The 15,222-nt window shown below is 43.5% G+C and carries 15 protein-coding genes; 5 read left to right on the top strand and 10 right to left on the bottom strand.

The features are described from left to right. Together CBX98_RS04190 and CBX98_RS04185 are read left to right on the top strand one after the other, a co-directional pair. The coding region (locus CBX98_RS04190; protein WP_267135723.1) for a flagellin at positions 1 to 126 on the top strand (126 nt) is incomplete at its 5' end. Between the two features lie 117 nt (positions 127 to 243). Then, entirely contained in the window at positions 244 to 1,368 is a 1,125-nt protein-coding gene (locus CBX98_RS04185; protein ID WP_109168628.1) for a flagellin, read from the top strand. An 80-nt stretch (positions 1,369 to 1,448) separates the two neighbouring features. Here CBX98_RS04185 and crr read toward each other — a convergent pair whose 3' ends face one another. From crr to cysZ, 5 genes are all read right to left on the bottom strand, one after another. Further along, positions 1,449 to 1,958: a PTS glucose transporter subunit IIA gene (crr, locus tag CBX98_RS04180; protein ID WP_005382041.1), complete on the bottom strand. Its 510-nt coding sequence runs from the start codon at positions 1,956 to 1,958 to the stop codon at positions 1,449 to 1,451. 121 nt (positions 1,959 to 2,079) lie between these two features. After that, on the bottom strand, positions 2,080 to 3,804 hold the full coding sequence (gene ptsI, locus CBX98_RS04175) for a phosphoenolpyruvate-protein phosphotransferase PtsI (protein WP_005393100.1): 1,725 nt from the start codon (positions 3,802 to 3,804) through the stop codon (positions 2,080 to 2,082). Between the two features lie 140 nt (positions 3,805 to 3,944). Further along, a complete protein-coding gene (locus tag CBX98_RS04170) occupies positions 3,945 to 4,202 on the bottom strand; it encodes an HPr family phosphocarrier protein (RefSeq protein ID WP_005382043.1) in 258 nt (85 codons plus the stop codon). Between the two features lie 300 nt (positions 4,203 to 4,502). Continuing rightward, the gene (cysK, locus tag CBX98_RS04160; RefSeq protein ID WP_005382045.1) at positions 4,503 to 5,471 is read right to left on the bottom strand and encodes a cysteine synthase A; all 969 of its coding nucleotides are present in this window, start codon (positions 5,469 to 5,471) and stop codon (positions 4,503 to 4,505) included. A gap of 164 nt (positions 5,472 to 5,635) precedes the next feature. After that, a complete protein-coding gene (gene cysZ, locus CBX98_RS04155; protein ID WP_031780324.1) occupies positions 5,636 to 6,379 on the bottom strand; it encodes a sulfate transporter CysZ in 744 nt (247 codons plus the stop codon). Positions 6,380 to 6,630: 251 nt separating this feature from the next. Here cysZ and zipA point away from each other — a divergent pair, with 251 nt between their 5' ends. From zipA to CBX98_RS04140, 3 genes are all read left to right on the top strand, one after another. Continuing rightward, positions 6,631 to 7,587, top strand: a complete 957-nt coding sequence (gene zipA / locus CBX98_RS04150; RefSeq protein ID WP_109168627.1) for a cell division protein ZipA — start codon at positions 6,631 to 6,633, stop codon at positions 7,585 to 7,587. 90 nt (positions 7,588 to 7,677) lie between these two features. Continuing rightward, a complete protein-coding gene (gene ligA / locus CBX98_RS04145; RefSeq protein WP_041852978.1) occupies positions 7,678 to 9,690 on the top strand; it encodes an NAD-dependent DNA ligase LigA in 2,013 nt (670 codons plus the stop codon). Between the two features lie 510 nt (positions 9,691 to 10,200). Next, on the top strand, positions 10,201 to 11,610 hold the full coding sequence (locus CBX98_RS04140; protein WP_006742721.1) for a hypothetical protein: 1,410 nt from the start codon (positions 10,201 to 10,203) through the stop codon (positions 11,608 to 11,610). A gap of 42 nt (positions 11,611 to 11,652) precedes the next feature. Here CBX98_RS04140 and CBX98_RS04135 read toward each other — a convergent pair whose 3' ends face one another. The 5 genes from CBX98_RS04135 to CBX98_RS04115 form a co-directional block, all read right to left on the bottom strand. Beyond that, positions 11,653 to 11,835 (bottom strand): hypothetical protein, encoded by a 183-nt coding sequence (locus CBX98_RS04135; protein WP_109168626.1) that lies wholly within the window; start codon positions 11,833 to 11,835, stop codon positions 11,653 to 11,655. A 114-nt stretch (positions 11,836 to 11,949) separates the two neighbouring features. Further along, positions 11,950 to 12,129, bottom strand: a complete 180-nt coding sequence (locus CBX98_RS04130) for a hypothetical protein (protein ID WP_074191004.1) — start codon at positions 12,127 to 12,129, stop codon at positions 11,950 to 11,952. Positions 12,130 to 12,454: 325 nt separating this feature from the next. Further along, positions 12,455 to 12,916 (bottom strand): NfeD family protein, encoded by a 462-nt coding sequence (locus CBX98_RS04125; RefSeq protein ID WP_109168625.1) that lies wholly within the window; start codon positions 12,914 to 12,916, stop codon positions 12,455 to 12,457. Between the two features lie 3 nt (positions 12,917 to 12,919). Beyond that, positions 12,920 to 13,837: an SPFH domain-containing protein gene (locus CBX98_RS04120; RefSeq protein ID WP_005393087.1), complete on the bottom strand. Its 918-nt coding sequence runs from the start codon at positions 13,835 to 13,837 to the stop codon at positions 12,920 to 12,922. A gap of 155 nt (positions 13,838 to 13,992) precedes the next feature. Next, positions 13,993 to 14,847, bottom strand: coding sequence for a co-chaperone YbbN (locus CBX98_RS04115; protein WP_048626123.1), 855 nt, complete (start codon positions 14,845 to 14,847; stop codon positions 13,993 to 13,995). Positions 14,848 to 15,222 lie beyond the last annotated feature (375 nt).

Genomic DNA, 15,222 nt, shown 5'->3' with positions numbered 1-15,222 from the left:
AAAGATACTGACTTCGCGAAAGAAACGACTCAAATGACCAAGTCACAAATTCTATCGCAAGCGTCAAGCTCAATCCTTGCGCAAGCGAAACAAGCGCCAAACTCAGCGCTAAGTCTGCTAGGTTAATCACCTTAATAAGACAAGATACAAAAGCCAGGCTTATCCCTGGCTTTTTTGCTTATCGGCTATAACGATTTAGATGCGTCCCAACAGGATGTTCGACAAGGCACTCATATCGATTAGATGGTCTCTTTAAATACCAATGTTGCCGCGATGGTGGCGCAGAGACACTTGAGTCAAGCCGCAGCGCAAAACGTCGAATCACAACGCAACCTGACTTCTGGTTTTCGAATTAACTCGGCGAGTGATGATGCGGCAGGTTTACAGATATCCAATACTCTCCATGTGCAAACGAGAGGGCTTGATGTCGCCTTAAGAAATGCGCACGATGCTTATTCGGTCGCGCAAACCGCGGAAGGCGCGTTACATGAGAGCAGTGATATTTTGCAACGGTTACGCTCTCTAGGGCTTCAAGCGGCAAATGGTAGTAACGATACCAGTGACCGACAAAGCATCCAATACGAGGTCGTAGCGCTGCAGGATGAGCTTGATCGTGTCGCGATCACGACAACATTTGCGGATAAAAACCTGTTTGATGGATCTTACGGTTCACAAAGTTTCCATATTGGCGCGAACGCTAATTCAATCTCTTTGACGTTACGTAACATGCGTAGCTATATCCCAGAGATGGGAGGGCAGCATTATGTTGGTGATGCGGTCGATAAAGATTGGCGAGTCACTAAAGATAACCAAACTCTAAAAGTCGAATACCAAGACAGTAAAGGGCAAACCCAAACGGAATCCATTGGGCTCAAATTGGGTGATCGCATAGAACAGGTCGCCACTTACATCAATGCTCAACAATCGATAGTGAGTGCCTCAGTAACGGAAAACAATGAACTGCAATTCTTCGCTTCTACGATCAAGGCGCCAGAGGGCGTGGTTCTCGATGGGAGTTTAGCGGATGAGTTTGATGTGAGCGCTGGTCAATTAGTCACAATGGATGACATCGATATGTCGACAGCAGGTAAGGCGCAGCTTTCAATTGGGGTGATTGATGCAGCAATTAAGTACGTTGATTCGCACCGAAGTGAAATTGGCAGCTTTCAGAACCGTGTAAATGGCTCGGTGGATAACTTAAATACTGTGAATCGGAGTGTTACAGAATCCAAGAGTCGAATAAGAGATACAGACTTCGCAAGAGAATCTACGGAAATGGTACGTTCTCAAGTGCTCCAAGATGCGACAACTGCGTTATTGGCTCAGGCAAAGCAAAGGCCGAGTTCGGCACTTGGTCTACTCAGTTGAATCTGGTAAGAAAGTATAAACTTCAGGTAATAAAAAACGCTGCCAATGGCAGCGTTTTTTCGTGTTCGGCTAAGTAAAAATTACTTAGTTACACGTAGAACTGGAGTTTCACCAACAGTCACAGAACCAGAAAGCTTGTTCAGCTCTTTGATTTCGTCCATGTTAGAGATAACAACTGGAGTTAGCGTTGACTTCGCTTTCTCTTCTAGAAGAGCTAGATCGAATTCAATTACAGTGTCGCCAGCTTTAACAGTTTGACCTTCTTCAGCGATACGCGTGAAGCCTTCGCCTTTTAGTTCAACTGTGTCGATACCGAAGTGAACGAAAAGCTCAACACCGTCGTCAGACTCGATAGAGAATGCGTGGTTAGTTTCGAAGATCTTACCGATAGTACCGTTTACAGGAGCTACCATTTTGTTGCCTGCTGGCTTGATAGCAATACCGTCACCAACGATTTTCTCAGCGAAAACAACATCTGGCACGTCTTCGATGTTTACAATCTCACCAGAAAGTGGCGCGATGATTTCGATAGCACCAGCGTCAGCGCTGTCATCAGATACAAGCTTCTTAAGTTTGTCAAACAGACCCATTGTGTCATGCTCCTAAGGTTTGGTTTTATTCTGTCGAATTATAGTATACCAATATAGCGCATTAGACGACTTTTTTCGCCGTCTAATGGCCATTAAGTATTGAATTACTTGGTACTACCGATTACTGAGCTTTCTCAGCAATAAACTTTTCTACCACTGCTTCGATTTCTGCAGCTGTTGGTAAAGAAAGGGCTTCTTCAGCCATTGCTTTCACTTCTGCGAAGTTAGAGTTACGAACTACTTTCTTCACTTTAGGGATTGAAATGCCGCTCATTGAGAACTCGTCCAGACCCATACCTAGAAGTAGAAGCGTTGCACGCTCGTCACCTGCAAGTTCACCACACATACCAGTCCATTTACCTTCTGCGTGAGAAGCGTCAATAACTTGCTTGATCACGGTTAGTACTGCTGGTGATAGTGGGTTGTAAAGATGAGAGATCATCTCGTTACCACGGTCTACCGCTAGCGTGTACTGAGTTAGGTCGTTTGTACCGATAGAGAAGAAAGATACTTCTTTCGCTAAGTGGTGTGCGATCGCTGCGGCAGCAGGAGTTTCAACCATAACACCGATTTCGATGTTTTCGTCGAACGCGTGGCCTTCAGCACGTAGCTCTTCTTTGTACTCTTCGATCGCTTTCTTAAGCTCACGGATTTCTTCGACAGAGATGATCATTGGGAACATAATACGCAGTTTGCCGTGTGCAGAAGCACGTAGGATGCCACGTAGCTGATCACGAAGGATTTCACGACGATCCAGGCTGATACGTACAGCACGCCAGCCTAGGAATGGGTTCATCTCTTTTGGAAGATCCATGTATGGGAGATCTTTATCGCCGCCGATATCCATAGTACGGATGATCACAGCTTGACCGTTCATTGCTTCCGCAACTTCTTTGTACGCTTGGTACTGTTCTTCTTCAGTTGGAAGTGCAGTACGGTCCATAAATAGGAATTCAGTACGGTACAGACCAACACCTTCACCGCCGTTACGGAGGATACCGTCACAGTCTTTCACTGTACCGATGTTACCGCAAACTTCTACACGGTGACCGTCAGTCGTTTCTGCGTGCAGGTCTTTCAGTTTCGCTAGCTCTTCTTTTTCAGCTAGGAATGCCGCTTTAACCGCTTTCGCTTCTTCTAGTTCAGCTTCTGATGGGTTAACAACAATCTTGTTGTTCATCGCGTCAAGAATCAGCATATCGCCATTCTTAACTTTTTTCGTGATGTCGTTAGTACCAACGATAGCTGGAAGCTCAAGAGAGCGAGCCATGATTGAAGTGTGAGATGTACGACCGCCGATGTCACAAGCAAAACCAAGAACGTAGTCTAGGTTAATCTGTGCCGTTTCAGATGGTGTTAGGTCGTAAGCAACTAGGATAACTTCTTCATTGATGTCGCTAAGCGAAACAATGTTGATACCCAGTGCGTTTTTCACAAAACGAGAACCGATATCGCGGATGTCAGTTGCACGTTCTTTTAGGTATTCGTCATCTAGTGACTCAAGAGCACATGCTTGCTCTTCGATAACTGAGTGGATAGCGTGATCCGCAGTCATCTTGTCGTTTTTGATAAGTGCTAGGATCTCTTCTTCTAGCTCTTCGTCTTCAAGAAGCATGATGTGACCTTCAAAGATCGCTTCTTTTTCTTCACCAAACGTTTCAAGCGCTTTTTGCTTGATAGTTTCTAGCTGAGCTGCAGATTTGTTACGAGCGTCGAAGAAACGCTGAACTTCAGCTTCTACTTGATCGTCAGAAATAGTGTTTGTGTTTAGGACAATTTCATCTTCTTGAAGTAGTAGTGCTTTACCGATTGCAATACCAGGAGATGCTAGGATGCCTGAAATCATAGCCTTACCTTAAGTTTGGTCAACTTTATAAAACGGGAGAATAATGGGTGCGCTAACGAATAGTTTTAGCTTAGTTTTGAGCCTATTTCCAACGAAGCCATTTTGCTTTCACAAAATGGCTTCTGGAGTAGGAGACCGGATTAGTGTAGTTGGTCCATTAGAGCAACTAGGTGGTCAACTGCTTGCTGAGCTTGTGGGCCTTCAGCAGAAATAGTTACTTGAGTACCTTTTACTAGGCCTAGTGTTTGTAGTTTGAATAGGCTCTTAGCGCTAGCGCTTTTACCGTTAGAAGTCACAGTGATGTCTGCGTCGAATGCTTTTGCTTCTTTAACAAACTGTGCAGCTGGACGAGTGTGAAGGCCGTTTTCTGCTGTGATTTCTACTTGCTTCTCGTACATGTGATATACCCCAATAAATGTATTTTTTTGTTAGTTTGTGACTAGATTTTAGCTTAACTGCTTTACATCTTGTGCGCTAGCACGGGAAGAGTTCAAAGCGCGTCAGTTCTGATACTAGTCAAAAGTTTGGTAACTACGCAACTGTTTGCGTGCGTAATCACTTTGAAACCTTTTTGTGTTCTGCTTCTTTATTTTGAAGCTAGAAATAAAACACCCTGATATTACCAAAGGTAGGGCAGGGATCAACAAAAAAGCCCCTAAACGGGGCTTTTTTAAACTAAAAATTGATTTGAACACATATTATTGTTGGTTCTCTTTTTCGGTAAAGATACCTGCAAAGAGTGCTGTACTTAGGTAACGCTCACCTGAACTTGGTAGAACGGTTACAATTGTTTTTCCTTCAAATTCAGGTAGTTCTGCAAGTCGGTTGGCTGCAACAACAGCCGCGCCAGATGAGATGCCAGCTAGGATACCCTCTTCTTCCATTAGGCGACGAGCCATCTCAATCGCTTCTTCTGAGGTGACTTGCTCAACACGGTCAATAATGTCTAAATCGAGGTTACCTGGGATAAAACCAGCACCGATACCTTGGATTTTGTGCGGAGCAGGTTGGATTTCTTCTCCAGCAAGTGCTTGTGCAATAACTGGAGACTCTGCTGGCTCAACTGCGACAGAAGTGATGGCTTTGCCTTTTTCACCTTTGATGTAACGGCTTGTACCTGTGATAGTACCGCCCGTACCGACACCAGCAACGAATACGTCGATTTCACCGTCTGTCGCTTCCCAAATCTCAGGGCCCGTAGTCTTTTCGTGGATCTCTGGGTTCGCAGGGTTGTCAAATTGTTGAAGAAGTAGGTACTTCTCAGGGTTGCTTGCTACGATTTCTTCTGCTTTAGCAATCGCCCCTTTCATGCCTTTCGCCGCTTCAGTCAGCTCAAGGTTAGCGCCCAGTGCTTTAAGTAGCTTACGGCGTTCTAGGCTCATTGATTCAGGCATGGTCAATGTTAGCTTGTAACCGCGAGCGGCCGCTACGAATGCTAGAGCAACACCTGTGTTACCACTGGTAGGTTCTACAAGCTCTACACCTGGCTTAAGAAGCCCCGCTTTCTCTGCTTCCCAAATCATGTTTGCACCGATACGGCACTTAACACTGAAGCTAGGGTTACGCGCTTCAATTTTCGCGAGAACTTTGCCTTTGCTTACTTTGTTTAGACGAACGAGAGGTGTATTACCGATAGTAAGAGAGTTATCTTCGTAGATTTTGCTCATAGTGATGTTCCTTCATTACACGTTGTGTGAATATGGATAGAAGAATATGCGGTATGAAAAAAAGGGAAAAGGATTAAAAAGTTATATCTTATTAGGTTGGCCCAGAACTCGATAAAAGAAAAGGGAAAAGCTGGCGCTGATCCCTTTCCTTAATCTCTAATCGACTATCGTTGGTGCTTAAACTCCGCCACCCACATAGCGGTTGCGCCACATATTGCTACAGGCATGACAATGAGGTTCAAAATTGGGATCGTCGTAAACACAGACACCAATACCCCAAAGCCATAGGCCTTACCTTGCTTTTGTTTCAATTTGTAACGCATGTCGTTAAATGGGATTTTATGGTTATCAAACGGATAGTCACAATATTGAATCGCGAGCATCCAGGCGGTAAAGATAAACCATAAAAATGGGCCTACTGTTTGTCCAAGGGCAGGGATGAGCAATAACAGGAATAGGCCTATTGCTTTAGGTAAGATGTAAAGCAGCTTTCTCCACTCACGAGCTAAAACGCGAGGAACATCTTTCAGAACGGCAGTGAATCCATCATCATTTACTTTTTGTCCCGTTAAGTACTCTTCCACTTTTTCAGCTAAGAGGCCATTGAATGGCGCGGCGATAAAGTTCGCGAGCGTGCTGAAGAAGTAAGAAAAAGTTGCGAGTATTGTCAGAGCGAGTAAAGGCCAAAGAATGTAAGTTAACCAGGATAAAAACTCAGGTAGCTGCCCAATCCAGTCTTCGATCCATATATTAAGGTTTGAAAATAGATAGAAGATGGCACCACCTACAAGCAAGATATTTGCAAGTAGAGGTAAAATGACAAAGCGCCTGATTTTAGGGGCAAGTGCCAATTGTATCCCGTATAGAAAATAACCGAATCCGGTTCTCTGCTGATTGTTTTGCTTCATGTCTATTTTGGCTTCGTGTAAATGAAAACTCATTGTACCTGTGAGGGCTTTTCTTTCAATGCCCTGACAAATGACGTCTTGTTAAGTGGAATCGTGGCAAGAATCACAACAAAAAACGGAACTTCTTGCATTAAGTTGTTCTAAATCTACATATAGTTTTGGTAAAGTAAACGTATCATTCAGATTTATTGCACTTGGGTTGCTGCTCAAGGAACTGCGAGTAGTAAAAACAAGTATATTGAGAGTAAATAATGCAGGAATTGCGATTCGTACTCATTGTTGTTGGCGCATTAGCCATCGCGGCATTGCTGTTTCATGGTTTGTGGAGCAGTAAAAAAGAAGGCAAAGCAAAGTTTGGTAACAAACCGCTTGGTAAGCTGGATGTTGACCAAGGGGACAAAAATGATCTTGTCGAGAAAGAACGAGACTTCGCTCCCGCTCCTGAAGATGACTTTGAGATCATTCGTAAAGATCGCAAAGAACCAGATTTTGGAATGGCGAGTTCTTTCGACAACAAATTTGAATCTGACCCGCTATTCGGTGGCCCATCTGAAGTAACACAGACACAGCAGGAGCCAGATGACATCCCTTCATTTGTTGCAGAAAAAGATAAAGAAGAGGACGTTGAGCCTGTTGTTCAAGCACCAGTAGCTGAAGAGCCACTCCAGTCTGCTGTGGAAGAAGACGCTATTCCCGCCGCGTTTGATATTACGGAGAAAGAACAGCAAGTAGAAATTACTAGTGATCCTGTTGTTGCGGAGCCTAAAGAAGAGCCAAAGCCAGAACCTGAAATGCAAGTGATTGTATTGAATGTGCACTGTGCGGGTGAAGAGCCATTTGTTGGTACTGCTTTATTTGAGAGTATGCAACAAAACGGCTTAATTTATGGCGAGATGGATATTTTCCACCGTCATGTCGACTTGTCCGGTAACGGCAAAGTGTTGTTTAGCGTCGCTAATATGATGCACCCTGGTACGTTTGAGCATGCTGATCCTGCTGAGTTTACAACGAAGGGTATTTCATTCTTCATGACATTGCCTTGTTATGGCGAGGCTGAACAGAACTTCAACTTAATGCTCCGAACTGCGCAGCAAATTGCTGATGATTTAGGTGGCAACGTTCTTGATGACCAGCGTAACTTAATGACGCCAGACCGTTTAGCGTCTTATCGACGTCAAATAGTTGAGTTTAATGCCGCTAACGCATAATCTTAACAGCAAATAATAATAGGGCTCCGGATGGAGCCCTTTTTCTTGGATTTCCCAACCTCACCGATTGAAAATACACGGGGCTTTACTATGTCTGAATCAGTACTTCAGCGATTAGAAGAACTAAAAGAGTCGTTGCATTACCACGCTGTGCGTTACTACGTGGAAGATAACCCAGAGATCCCTGATGCCGAGTACGACCGCTTAATGCGAGAGCTCCTGGATATTGAAGCTGAGAACCCTGATTTAATTACCGTAGATTCACCAAGTCAACGTGTCGGTGGACAACCTCTCTCTGCGTTTAGCCAAGTGACACATGAAGTACCGATGCTTTCGCTTGATAATGCGTTTGATGACAGCGAACTTGATAGTTTCCATAAGCGAGCACAAGAGCGGGTGGGCAGTCAGAGTGTGAAAGAATACTGTTGTGAGCCGAAACTGGATGGACTCGCAGTTAGTTTACTGTATGAGAACGGTGTGTTAGTTCAGGCGGCAACACGAGGCGATGGCACTACTGGCGAGAACATCACAGAAAATGTACGTACGATTAAAGCCATTCCTTTAAAACTCAGGGGTAATGACTGGCCAAATCGTCTTGAAGTTCGTGGTGAAGTCTTTATGCCGAAAGCTGGGTTTGAAAAGCTCAATGAATTAGCAAGGAAGAAAGGCGAGAAAATCTTTGTTAATCCACGTAATGCTGCGGCAGGTAGCTTACGACAATTGGATTCACGCATTACGGCTTCTCGTCCGCTTAGCTTCTATGCATACAGTGTAGGCGTGGTGCAAGGCGCTGAATTGGCGGCAAGTCACTACGAACGCTTCTTGCAAATTAAATCTTGGGGATTACCAATGTGCCCCGAGACCAAGCGAGTTGAAAGTTTGGCGGATGTAAAAGCTTACTACCAAGATATCTTGCAGCGTCGTGATGCCCTTCCTTATGAGATCGATGGTGTCGTCATTAAAATTGACGATATTGCCGTGCAAGAGCGTCTTGGATTTGTTGCTCGCGCTCCACGTTGGGCGATTGCCTACAAATTCCCGGCTCAGGAAGAAATGACGACGTTGAATGAGGTGGAATTCCAAGTCGGTCGTACTGGTGCGATTACACCTGTTGCTAAACTAGAGCCTGTATTTGTTGGCGGGGTAACGGTAAGTAATGCGACGCTTCATAACGCAGATGAGATAGAACGTCTGCAAGTTAAGATCGGTGATCACGTTGTGATTCGTAGAGCGGGTGACGTTATTCCTCAAGTCGTTTCTGTCATCAAAGAGCGTCGACCAGAAACAGCGCGAGATATTATTTTTCCAACTCAGTGTCCGGTTTGTGGCTCGCATGTTGAGCGGATCGAAGGAGAGGCGGTAACACGTTGCACGGGTGGCTTAGTTTGCCAAGCCCAACGTAAACAAGCGCTAAAACACTTTGTGTCTCGTAAAGCGTTAGACGTTGACGGTCTAGGCGATAAAGTGATCGAGCAACTTGTTGATCGTGAGATGGTAAAAACCCCTGCTGACTTATTTAAGTTATCTGCGGGGATTTTAACGGTATTAGATCGCATGGGGCCAAAGTCTGCGCAGAATATTGTGAATGCGTTAGAAAAATCCAAAGAAACAACGTTACCTCGCTTTTTGTATTCGCTTGGGATTCGTGAAGTTGGCGAGGCAACCGCCGCAAACCTAGCAATGCACTTTAAAACGTTGGAAGCCATCCAAAATGCTAACGAAGAGCAGTTAATTGAAGTGCAAGACATCGGTGCTGTGGTTGCTCAACATATTACGACTTTCTTCAGTGAAGAGCAGAACCAAGCAGTGGTTAAAGATTTGCTTGAACAAGGGATCCACTGGCCAGAGATTAATACGACTGAGCAGGTAGGAGAGCTACCGTTAGAAGGTAAGACAGTTGTATTGACAGGAACACTTTCTCAATTAGGTCGCACAGAGGCTAAAGAAGCCCTTCAATCACTAGGTGCAAAAGTGACAGGTAGTGTTTCTAAGAAAACAGATATTTTGTTTGCTGGTGAAAATGCAGGTTCTAAGTTGGCAAAGGCACAAGAACTGGGTATCGAGATCAAAACAGAACAAGACTTACTCGAGTTGATGAATTAAGTCTTATCAAAAAAGCTAAAAAATAACTAAAAGCCCCACATGGTAAGCATGTGGGGCTTTTTCTTGCTCATAATTAAGTGCTTTTTGATTGAGTTATTTGTGCTTTTTATCTTTTCAGTGATCAAGATCTCCCATTGAATTATTAAGGTTTTTTACTTCTTTAGTCTGCGAGTGACTTCAAGTTGGAATTCTAGGGTGTGGTTTAAGTTATTGATATTCAATGTTTAACTGTCTTTTTGTGTTGGTGTTGTTAAAAGTAAGATCTGGATCAACAACTTATATGGAACTTTGGACTGGCTCATATTTTTTTAGAAAAAAAATAAGTTCCGTTTGGATGTTTTTAGCTGCGAAGTTAGTCTTAATCACGTGGATACACGGTGTGTATGCAGGAACTAAAAAAAGCCAAATTAGAAATAATGAGGTTTGATCAGGAATTTACTTCTCTCCTTCGGCGGCCAACTAAAGGTGAGATAGAAAAATACAGCTATATCCATTTTTAGGAGTTTTTCCATGGACAAATTTTTTAAGGTTTCAGCGTTAACCGCAGCAATGTTTGGTGTTGTTGCTGTTGCTCCAGCTACAGCGTCTACTGAAAGTGCAGCAGGTGGCGAGTACGTAGAGAAAGTGAACGAATTTATGCAAGACTCTAGTCTTAATGCATTATTTCTAGTTGATACTCGTTCTCGTACTCGTACAACAGGTAAGCCTGGCGGTGAAAACGGTGACCGTTGGAGTCGTCTAAACTACTCTTCTTACAACGCAATTTTAGACTTTACTTCTGGCTACCACGATGGTTGGGTTGGTGCAGATGTTGCGGCTTACTATTCTGGCGACCTTTACAACGATAGCCTTTACAATTCAAACGAAGGCTACCTATGTAATGAAATTTCAACTTGTAACAACCTAGACTGGGGTGCAGGTGATGGTCAACAGCTTAAAGTTTACAAAGCAGCACTGAAGTTCAAAGCAAACGAAAGCTTCAACGCGCGCTTTGGTATGCTACAAGCGGGTGGTAACGGTACTATTGGTAACGTTTGGAGTTTCGTACCTGGTACTTACCGTGGTTTCGAACTGAACGCTAAACTAGGTGATTTCAACCTAAGCTACTTTGGTGCAGACCAATTTACAGCACCTTGGCTACTTCACGAAGATGACTACGCGCCAGCGCTTTGGTCTGATACTTCATGGAGCTACCTACACTCTCTAGGCCTAAACGGTAACCTAACTGACAGCTTGTTTATGCAACTTGGTTTGGGTCAAGCTACTGGCGTTCAATATGCAAATGGTATCGACTGGGGTGCAGGTCAAGTAACTAGCTACCACAACGAAACTGACAACACTTCTTACAAGGCTTACTTGAAGTACACTGTGAGTGACCGTACAACTCTAGCATTTGATTTCTACGGTGTTGACGATGATGTGAAATACGATGGTCTAGGTTTCCACACTGGTCTATCTTTGAATCAATCTTTCGGCAAGCTAGCTTGGATGTCTGAGCTACGCTACACAGACACAGACAACCGTGCTGACTTCGTTCCTCGTACAATTCATACTTACGGTATGAACAACGGTACTTGGTCTCAGTGGTGGGATGCACTGTCTGACTGGAACAAAGCGGGTGAGCTAGCGTGGTACAACCGTCTATCTTACAACCAAGGTAACGGCTGGAACTACTACCTAGGCTTTGGTTACGGTACTGGTGCTGATTCTGCAGCAAGCGGTGCATCAGGTGACTGGGATTACGAAAGTGAATACGCAGTTAACGCGACAGTATCTTACTCTCTACAGAGTGGTGCACTGAAAGGTTCTACGATCCGTCTACACGGTACAATCCTAGAGCGTGATGAGTACGCTGGTGCTGGTGATGCGGATGAAACAGACCTACGTCTACAAGTTCTTATCCCTTACAGCTTCCACTAATACTTAGTGAGATGATAAAAAGGAGCCGCTAGGCTCCTTTTTTTATTTTACTTCTCGACCATCATATATTTTGCAATATAACGGCGGTAGCATATGCACGTTACCGTTTGGTAACTCACACTTTATCTCTGGGGCTAGCGTACGACCACCTGAAGCACCATTAGCATGAGTAGTTAATGGAGCTAGGGCAAAACATGCTAACAATAGACCAGCTAAAAATTTCATAATCATCACCTTAATGTAGACATTGAATATCTACTTGCTTGGATAAATAATGACTTTACTGAAAAGTAAGGTATCAATAGTTTCTTAATATTGAACTAACTACTGACTTCTATATTAGTTCCATTCCCCGCCTCTAAATCGACACATTTCACTTGGAATATTAGTGACATCACCACTGGGCAATTTACATTCGACTATCGGTCCTAAATTAGTTGTACCACCATTTCCGTTGGTGTAGGCAAAGGAAGAAAAAGAAAAGATACCGCATAACATTAAAAAGAGAAGTTTCTTCATAGTACATCCTCTTACTTACCAAATAAAAAGCATTCAACTTAAATGCTTATGCGTTAAGTATGTATGGGGGGGCAAAAAGATCAAAAAATAATTCAATAAAGTTTTATTTTTTAAAATAAATTTAGAAAGATAATTTATATCGATATATTTCTATCTTATTGATTATCGTATGATGAAGAATTAAATAATTGGAAGAAGAGGGTAGGATATTAATAATATTTCTGCTACTTATTTTTTGTTCGATTTTAATTAAATCAATGAAATGAAAGCGGTTGTTTAGATTAAAGTAATGGAGCATAGTTATGCCCCATTACTTTGGCATAAATTACTTAGAATCAGGCTCAATGATTAAAATAATACCATCGATATCTTTTATTTTAACGCGCGTTCCTGCTGGAAGTGCTTGATCCGACTGTGCCGACCACGTGGTATCGGCAACCTTGATACGATTGAGCCCAACAGAAAAGTCCTCTTCAATGGTAAGTGTGCGTCCGATTAACTGCTTATACTTTTGGTTCAGCTCTCTTTCTTGGTCTTCTTTCTTGTCTTGAGACCATTGTCGTCGCCACCATAACCAAGTGGTGATTAAGCTGAAACTTGCAAAGCAAAGCCATTGTAATTGCCAGCTCATTGGCAAAACGGTCATTAGTGCCCCAACGATAAGTGCAGAAACTCCGAGCCAGAGAAAATATCCCGCCGTCCCAAGTAGCTCTACCGCTAGAAGTGCAAAACTGAAGGCTAGCCAATGCCAGAAAGAGACGCCTTCCAGCAAACTGAAAAAGTCCATAAGTTATTCTTTATCTTGTTGTTTAAACATCTCTGCTATCCCTGCAACCGAGCCCATTAGTCCGGTCGCTTCTAATGGAAGCATAATGATTTTGCCGTTTTCGGCTTGACCAATACTTTTGATCGCTTCGGTATAGCCCTGAGCAATGAAGTAATTGACGGCTTGCATATCGCCTTTGGCAATCGCTTCAGAAACCATATAAGTCGCTTTTGCTTCTGCCTGCGCGGCGCGTTCTCGAGCTTCAGCATGGAGAATAGCAGACTGCTTTTCGCCCTCAGCTTTTAATATCTCCGATTGCTTATGACCTTCAGCCTTTAAAATTTCAGCTTGGCGTACCCCTTCTGCTTCGAGAATCTCCGCTCGTTTATTTCGCTCGGCTTTCATTTGAGCATTCATCGCCGCCGTTAGATCGGATGGTGGCTGGACATCTTTTATTTCAATTCGCGTGACTTTTACACCCCACGGGTTGGTGGCTTGGTCAACAATTGCCAGCAGCTTGGAGTTGATCATGTCACGCTGACTCAGCATTTCGTCCAACTCCATTGAGCCTAAAACGGTACGGATATTGGTGAGAGTTAAATTTCTAATGGCATGTTCCAAATCGTTGACTTCATAAGCCGCTTTGGCAGCATCGATGACTTGAACAAATCCGACCGCATCAATAACCACGTTAGCGTTGTCTTTTGAAATAACTTCTTGCGCTGGAATATCAAGAACGCGCTCCATCATGTTGACTTTTTGCCCTATCTTATCAACAAATGGGATGATCAAGTTTAAGCCGGGTTTTAGCGTATGGGTGTAGCGTCCGAAGCGTTCGACTGTCCAGTTATTTCCTTGTGGCACCGTCTTAATGGCTGAAGATAAGATAACTACAGCAAGAACGACGAAAATACCGATGGTAATCAGTGAATCAATTGGCATGAGTTATTCCCTTAAGTGCATAATGTCCGATTCATTTTTACCTATTTATAGACAATAGACAATTGAAGTTCTGAGAACCTTAAGAGGTTATTGGTTTTTTATATAACAAAGGCCGGAATATCCGGCCTTTAGTTGAAGTTTCGCTTTTCAGCGAGTTAGTACAGAATCGAATACAGCTGACGGCGATATTTGCTTGCTAATGCGTTGCCTTGACCTAGCGCGCTGAGAATATCCATAAAAGTCTTCTTCACTTCACCGTCTTGGGCGCCCAAGTCTTTTTTAAGAATATTCCACAGCAGTTCCAGCGCTTCTTCATCACGACCCACTTGGTTGTACTGTACCGCCAATTCACAAGCAAGTTCGAAGTTTGCCATGTCTGCTGCATATGCTTGTTCTAGTCGTTGTAACTCAGGGCTATCTGCAGCCTGCAAATGCAGCTCGAGCTTGGCTATTAGACTCTTGTAGTAGTTATCTTGATACTCAAGAGGGATAGCGTTCAGTAGCTCTTGGGCTACATCAAATTGTTTGGTTTCTAATAAACAATCAGCCATCGCGAGTTTCACATCGCCACGCTCTTGCAGTTCTGGCGGCAAAGTGTGGATGATGCTTAAAGCCTGAGCATGTTCACCTTGCTGAAGAAGTTCACTGACTTGCTTTAATAGCTGTTCATCTGGGCTTGGCAAATGCTTTTGTAGCATGGTTGCAATGGCATCAATTGGCTGAGGGCCACCCAATCCATCGACGGCTTGACCATTTATAAACAGCGCGATAGTTGGCAATACTTGCACACCAAATTGAGACGCTAGAGCCGGCTGATCTTCACAATTTAATAAAGCAAGCGTAAATGCACCGTTGTACTGTTGAGCAAGAGATTGCAACTCAGGGAGTATCTGTGCGCTTTCTGGTTGAGCATTGGCCCAAAAGTGGATCAGAACGGGCGTGTTCATTGATCCTTCAAGCGTTTCGCGAAAGTTCTGTTCTGTTATCTCAACGATAAATGGGGATTGCATCAGAGTATCCTTGCTTTGTGTCTTGTCGTTGATAATAGATATGGAGTTGATTTAAGGGAAATTCAAGCGATGGTTGCTAATCGTCATCAATAATGAATCATTCTATTTTGTGAAAGGATGCGGTAAGAGAATAGTGTTACTGCTGAATAGGTGTAAGGCAAAAAGAAAACGCTGCCGAAGCAGCGCAGTTCTAATGCTATTTGTTAGTGCGGTATCAAAATAGGATGAACATGGTCAACACTACACCCACACTAAGCCAGTTAAGCTGATTTAATGTCATTGTTGCCTCGCAGTAGTAAAAACATTGCTACAAAACGTAATGGGTGGCGATACCAAATCTAAGCAACTCATTCACTTTAGGTTGAATAGTGCTCA

The organism is Vibrio sp. T9 (assembly GCF_003123985.1).
Lineage (GTDB): Bacteria > Pseudomonadota > Gammaproteobacteria > Enterobacterales > Vibrionaceae > Vibrio > Vibrio diabolicus.
Note: the sequence above shows the minus strand (reverse complement) of the source record. Positions and strands in the feature narration are given on the sequence as shown.